General features: G+C 41.8%; 4 protein-coding genes and 4 tRNA genes. All 8 read right to left on the reverse strand.

Annotated features, from left to right (window positions below; translation table 11 throughout):
- Window positions 1–468: 468 nt before the first annotated feature.
- The 8 genes from IQ457_RS11900 to IQ457_RS11935 all read right to left on the reverse strand — a co-directional run bounded on the left by IQ457_RS11900 (window position 469) and on the right by IQ457_RS11935 (window position 6,236).
- Window positions 469–543 (reverse strand) — tRNA-Thr (locus tag IQ457_RS11900).
- 112 nt (window positions 544–655) lie between these two features.
- Window positions 656–729: transfer RNA gene (locus IQ457_RS11905), tRNA-Gly, on the reverse strand.
- Between the two features lie 85 nt (window positions 730–814).
- A tRNA-Tyr gene (locus IQ457_RS11910) sits at window positions 815–898 on the reverse strand.
- Window positions 899–962: 64 nt separating this feature from the next.
- Window positions 963–1,038 (reverse strand) — tRNA-Thr (locus IQ457_RS11915).
- Window positions 1,039–1,343: 305 nt separating this feature from the next.
- The gene (locus tag IQ457_RS11920; protein ID WP_200663508.1) at window positions 1,344–2,366 is read right to left on the reverse strand and encodes an FHA domain-containing protein; all 1,023 of its coding nucleotides are present in this window, start codon (window positions 2,364–2,366) and stop codon (window positions 1,344–1,346) included.
- A gap of 113 nt (window positions 2,367–2,479) precedes the next feature.
- Entirely contained in the window at window positions 2,480–3,334 is an 855-nt protein-coding gene (locus IQ457_RS11925) for an RsiV family protein (RefSeq protein ID WP_200663510.1), read from the reverse strand.
- Window positions 3,335–3,534: 200 nt separating this feature from the next.
- Window positions 3,535–5,130, reverse strand: a complete 1,596-nt coding sequence (locus IQ457_RS11930) for a peptide chain release factor 3 (RefSeq protein ID WP_144298043.1) — start codon at window positions 5,128–5,130, stop codon at window positions 3,535–3,537.
- A gap of 188 nt (window positions 5,131–5,318) precedes the next feature.
- On the reverse strand, window positions 5,319–6,236 hold the full coding sequence (locus IQ457_RS11935; protein ID WP_200663512.1) for a hypothetical protein: 918 nt from the start codon (window positions 6,234–6,236) through the stop codon (window positions 5,319–5,321).
- Window positions 6,237–6,373 lie beyond the last annotated feature (137 nt).

A 6,373-nucleotide genomic window follows, 5' to 3' on the forward strand; every position in this document is an offset into this window, starting at 1 on the left:
CTTGGCCTTTGCCATGGGTATTTCCTCTTTATTGATGAATCTTTAACAATCAAAGATCGGTAAATAGCTGTTTGACGGCTTATGATGCGTAATAACCATCAAACCGTTGACGCTATGGTTTAGCTACTAAAATGAATGTATTCAAGATGCTTACTAGCTTAATCACATGTTTATATATGGGCATTATACTTGTTTTTCAATCGCTTGCATATTGTGCTAGTTGCTTGCGCGCATTGACAAAACAGCTTTTTATAGATATTGCTAAAAATTAGATTTATAAACCTACTGACAGCACTAAAAGGCAACACCTTAGTGTCACCTTTAAATGATTAACTGCCACACTCTATTTATAATTTTCAATATTTTATAATTCGATATTGCTACAATATTTTGTAATATACATTGTCTTGTCGAAATGTGATGCTTTATCAAAATAGTAAAGCATATAGACAAGGCTTGAACAATAAATGGAGCTCATATTGAGAATTGAACTCAAGACCTCTCCCTTACCAAGGGAGTGCTCTACCGCTGAGCTATATGAGCATGCTTTTAAAAACTACAGTAGCCAACCTATGGGTTGTACTAAAAAAAATATCACGATACAGCTAATAACCGACTGTCGTGATGTTTGATAGTTGCTGCGAAGGTGCATATATGGAGCGGGTGGCGGGAATCGAACCCGCGTCATTAGCTTGGAAGGCTAAGGTGTTACCATTATACCACACCCGCATTTACTCTTATATTATTTGACTCTAATTAAGAGTCGTACAAGATAAAGAGTATGCTTGGCGCTAGGACATACTTAAAACAAATATGGTGGTGGGAGAAGGATTCGAACCTTCGAAGCTTTCGCGACAGATTTACAGTCTGTTGGGTTTGACCGCTCCCCAATCCCACCTAGATTGCTTGATATAAATCACTTCAATTGAAAGTAAATTCATAAAAAGCGACTTTGAAAGAGATGGTGCCGACTGCCGGGATCGAACTGGCGACCTACTGATTACAAGTCAGTTGCTCTACCAACTGAGCTAAGTCGGCTTGTTCTCTCAAAGTGGTGGCTATTCTATCAAATATTTTGCTAGACGCAAGCCCTTTTTCATTTTTTTTAGCTTTATTTTCATAAAAGCTGTCAAACACTTGATTGTATTGCTATTTTTTCTAACTTAAATTTGCCGCTATTTTTAAAGCTAAATTGATGAGACATCCTTTAAAGTATAAGCTGCCCGCCTTTATTGCATGGCTTTATAAAAATTGCATAGTTTTTTATGAAATTCATCATTTTTATAAGCGAGCAACTGCTTTATTTCTTTGAGAATGCCGTTTAGTTTATAAAGATAGAACTCTTACATGCTGCCTTTATTAAACAACCATAGCGCGAGGCCAATGATTAAAATAGCAATAAATACCCAGATAAACCAGCCACCACTCGGTTTTTTCTCGGCTTGTCCCGCATTGGCAGGATTATTAAGCGCTTGATCCATGGCATTATTACCTGTTGTACCAAGGTCGCGCGGCTGACCCAAATTGGCCGTGCCTGAAAACTGGGCGGTAGCGGCTTGCTTAGCGCGTAGGACATCAGGATCCGCTTCTTCTTGCAAGGTGGTCGTCGTGGTCTTATCATGCGCTGCCGCATCGGTGTCATATTGAGCTTGACGAACCGCGCTCGGTGCTGGTTCATCGACAACTGGTGTGCTAGTTGAAGTTGATGGTTCATTATTATCAGCTACTGACAATACCTCATCGATTCCAGTTTCTTTGATGACTGGCTCTTTGGCAATAGGTTCGTTGATTATAGGCTCGTTAATTACAGGCTCTGCAGCAACAGTTTCTTTAACGATGGGTTCTTGAATACTAGTTTCTTCAATTGTTGGCTTTTTATCTGCTGCTTCGCTAACGACTGGCGCTACAACGGCAGATTCGGCCGCGGCTGGTGTCGATTCAGTAGACGTAACAGCGTTCGTGCTTAATACTGGCTTATCCGACACAGCTGGAACAGCTTGTTCATTATCCAAGGCCACAGCAACAGGCGCAATTACCTGAAAGTTAAAACTTGCAAAGCCTAGCGTATCATTAGCATTAAGGCGCTGAGATTTATTGCCCTCAATCCGCTGCTCATTGACAAAAGTGCCGTTCGATGACTCTAAGTCCTTAACGTATAGCTCCCCATTTAACACGCTCAAAACAGCGTGATTGCGCGACACTTGCTTGCTGCCGAGTACCACGTCATTATCGCTACCGCGCCCAACAGACAGGCTGTCACTGACGCTCAAGGTCAGATCGCCTAACGCTTCGGTCAGGGCATTAAGTTGCCAAGTTGCATCCTCTGTCGTCACAGGTGTATGGGCATTTTCTGTATGGTTTGTCATGGTATCACTCCTTATTTTTATAAAATATTCAATGGCTATTTTTATCTAATAACTTTCTATAAATGGCTGTTCTTATACAATTATCTTCATACTGGCTAAAATTATTGTTGACATTATTTAGGTATAAAGCGAGGTTTTATAATACCGCCAAGCTTGTTGTAAGGAATACTCAGTACGGGCATACCGTATGCGTAGGGGCCGATAGCATAATGTTGATAACGAATATCGATCCCTTTATCAGTCAAGGTTACGTTCTCACTTAAGGTAAATGGCCAGTTTTTCTCATAGCTTACAGCATCTTCATCGACCGTTTTTACCCAATCTTTATAAGCATCATAAGCTAAAGCTTTAAATTTTGATTTTTTGTTGGGCTGTAGCATATCTGCTAACTGAATTTGTTTCTGAGTTTTTTGGTCAAATATCAAATACTCGCTATATGGCATACCATGAGCGCCACCAGTGAAGACATAAGAGTTTATTTCAAACAGCTCAAAATCATTCACATGACCCAAGTATTCAGGCGTCACCATTAAGCTATAAACAAAAATACTGTCTTTGGGTAAATCAGCAAACTGCGCGCTAACAAAACCGTCGATGGCAGCTTTGACCTCGGCTGGGCTACTCTGCTTGGTGATAGGCGCGGACTCCGTTGGCTTGCTATTTACCACTAAATTATCAATACGCGCATTGGCAAGCGTATTTATCCAAGCATGATTGGTCTTAAGGTATTTCACCTCAATATCTGGGCAATTATCACGCGCTGTGCATTTTTCCTGTATTTTTTTCGGCAACTCATATTCTAAATATTTGCTATTACTAATCAAGCTACTCGCCTGCGCTGATAGGCTTAACGCCCCAAGTAATAAGCCACTACTTAGCAACGTAAGCAGACGTCCCACGATGCGCTGAGATGGGAATGGTTGAGTAAATTTTGAGTTATTGTTATGAATGTCAGTTGTAGATTTCATATAGACTCTTTCACGTACAAATAAGGTTTATTGATATTCTACCGTAACTATTACGCCGTATTGTAGGCGCACTGTTTGTGTTTTTGAGTACTTAATGTTGAGGCGCGTGCTTATATTTGACTGCGACAAAATTTTTCGTAATAAAAAAGACACGATAGCGTGTCTTTTAAAATGTAAGTATAAAGATTAAAATTCCGATTTTAATGCTCGCGCGTATTGCTAAAAGTAATCTCAGGATAGCGGTCTTGCATCAGCTGCAAGTTCACCCGTGATGGCGCAAGATAAGTCAAATACCCGCCACCATCTATCGATAATTGGTCATGGGCTTTTTTCTTAAATTTCGCCAGTGCCACTTCATCATCACAATGAATCCAGCGTACCGTCGCAATCGATACCGGCTCAAAGATACATTGTACTTTGTACTCTTCTTTAAGACGATGGGCGACCACTTCAAACTGTAGCACACCGACTGCACCTAAGATTAAATCGTTATTAATCTGCGGCATAAAGACCTGCGTTGCACCCTCTTCGCTCAACTGCTGTAAACCTTTTTGCAGCGCTTTTGATTTAAGCGGGTCTTTTAGCACCACACGGCGGAACAATTCAGGAGCAAAGTGCGGAATGCCGGTAAAGTTTAATTCTTCGCCTTCGGTAAAGCTGTCGCCAATCGAAATCGTCCCGTGATTGTGCAAGCCAATGATATCACCAGGATAGGCTTCTTCTAACGCTTCGCGGTCGCCTGCTAAAAACGTCAAAGCATCGGCAATACGCACGTCTTTACCCAAGCGCACGTGCTTCATTTTCATGCCTTTTTCGTACTTGCCAGAGCACACGCGCAAAAAAGCAATACGGTCACGGTGACGCGGATCCATATTAGCCTGAATCTTAAACACAAAACCGCTAAATTCGGTTTCGGTTGCGGCGACTTCGCGCTCATTGGTCGGATGCGATTTTGGCGGCGGTGCATATTTAATCAAGGTATCAAGTACCATGTTGACGCCAAAGTTACCTAGCGCCGTCCCGAACAATACAGGCGTCATCTCACCTTTTAAAAACGCCTCGACTTCAAAGTCTTCGAGCGCCATTTGTACCAGCTCAAGCGACTCTTCAAAAGAATCAAACATCAGCTTGCCCAAGCGCTCACGGATATCAGGATAATCATAACCTTCGCGCGTCTCAGAGACGGTCATCTCGCCGCCATGACCCTTTTCATATAGGTAAGTTTTATTTTCGGTTAAATGATAAACCCCAACGAAATCTTGCCCCATACCAATCGGCCACGTGACCGGAATACATTTAATCTTTAATACTGCTTCAATTTCACTGAGTAGCTCAAGCGGCTCGCGAATCTGACGGTCAAGTTTATTGACGAATGAGATGATGGGCGTATCACGCATCCGGCAAACTTCCATCAGCTTGATGGTCCGTTCTTCGACACCTTTTGCGCCATCGACCATCATTAGCGCACTGTCTACCGCGGTCAGAGTACGATACGTATCTTCACTAAAGTCGGCGTGACCCGGGGTGTCTAGCAGGTTGACCATATGGTCTTTATAAGGAAACTGCATGACCGAGGTGGTGATAGAGATACCACGCTCCTGCTCCATACTCATCCAATCAGATGTCGCATGACGGTCAGTTTTGCGGCCTTTTACTTCACCAACCACCTGAATCGCCTGCCCCCATAGCAGTAACTTTTCGGTCATGGTGGTCTTACCCGCATCGGGATGCGAGATAATGGCAAAGGTGCGGCGTTTGGCGACTTCTTTGCTTAATTTCTTTGGATCTACGCTCATAATTTCGGCTTCAACGGTTGTGTGATTTAGAAATCACGCTAAATAAATAGGATAAATAATGGGCGTATTGTAGCGGATTTAGCGTTTGGTTGCAGAATTAGCGCATAAAAAACACTCTCTATTAACTAAGTAGAGAGTGCGGATATTTTTAAATTTTAAAAACCTTTAAGCGTTAGGCGCTCTTAGCTTTAATAATAACGCTTGATTTCTCTTTCTAAAAAGTCAGCGGCGACATCATTGACAATCGTACAATCGACCACACCGCGAAAACTGTTGGTATTTGGATTGCTACTGCCTTCGGCGATATAATCCGCTTCATAAATATCTTTACTATATTCAACCCCGTTGTACTGATAAGCCGGTTGGTCTTTATATTCAAAAAACATCACTTGCGCCGCTTGTTGCTTGTTATCTACGCCATAACCAACCTTGGTAGTTCTAGGCTTTCTATCATCACTAAAACGCGCTTCGGCTGCTTCAATCCATTTATCAAGCGACGAGTATCCTGTGTTGTCTTTTTCGTTAAAGGCTAAAAATGCGCGCTCGCTGCTGACAACGGGAATATAGCAAACCGAGCCAGCTGGAAACGCTAAATTGGTTGGCAGCTTAGAATAGTGATTTAAGGCCGTCATAATGCCGCGACTGTCGCTTAACGTAACGCCTGCATTATAACTATCCGCTTTCACATCTGATAAATCTAAGGTTTTATAAGTGGTTTGATAATTGAACTTGTTATTGCTGTTTTTTTCATAAATAGGTCGTTTGACCGTGCGCCCACTGACTTCAATATTTTTGTGTTCCAATCGTCCTTCGAACTTATCGGCTAGTACCGTTTTGTCTAAAGTATTTAAACTTTGATTGCTGTAGTTATTGACAAGATTTCTGGTTTTAATCTCATAATTACCGGTACGGTAGGTTTCATCGATGCGCGCAATCGCAGTCGCATTGGCTTTACTGTCATAGCTATCAGCAAATCTCGTTAGCGTTATATTATTGCTACTGCCTACGCCAAAAAACACGTCCTCTTCTTCGCAGCCGCTGAGCGCAAGTGCCATTAGAGAGACGATACTTGGTAATAAAATCCATTTATTTAGCGAGGCATTCATTAAACAATGTCCTTATGATTAGACGCTTTTTAGCTACTTTGGTTACTGTAATATGTTAGTAAAATACTTTTTGTGATTAGTTTACATTAATAGTATCGTTATTTATAACCCCAGTTCGGGATAAGCCACATTGTAAC

Origin of the sequence: Psychrobacter sp. M9-54-1, assembly GCF_016613355.1 — a bacterium.
Classification (GTDB): domain Bacteria; phylum Pseudomonadota; class Gammaproteobacteria; order Pseudomonadales; family Moraxellaceae; genus Psychrobacter; species Psychrobacter faecalis.

Bases quoted from the DNA above. Each gene is read 5' to 3' on its own strand.
- IQ457_RS11920 (WP_200663508.1), bottom strand. From the start codon at position 2,366: ATGACAAACCATACAGAAAATGCCCATACACCTGTGACGACAGAGGAT.
- IQ457_RS11925 (WP_200663510.1), bottom strand. From the start codon at position 3,334: ATGAAATCTACAACTGACATTCATAACAATAACTCAAAATTTACTCAA.
- IQ457_RS11930 (WP_144298043.1), bottom strand. From the start codon at position 5,130: ATGAGCGTAGATCCAAAGAAATTAAGCAAAGAAGTCGCCAAACGCCGC.
- IQ457_RS11935 (WP_200663512.1), bottom strand. From the start codon at position 6,236: ATGAATGCCTCGCTAAATAAATGGATTTTATTACCAAGTATCGTCTCT.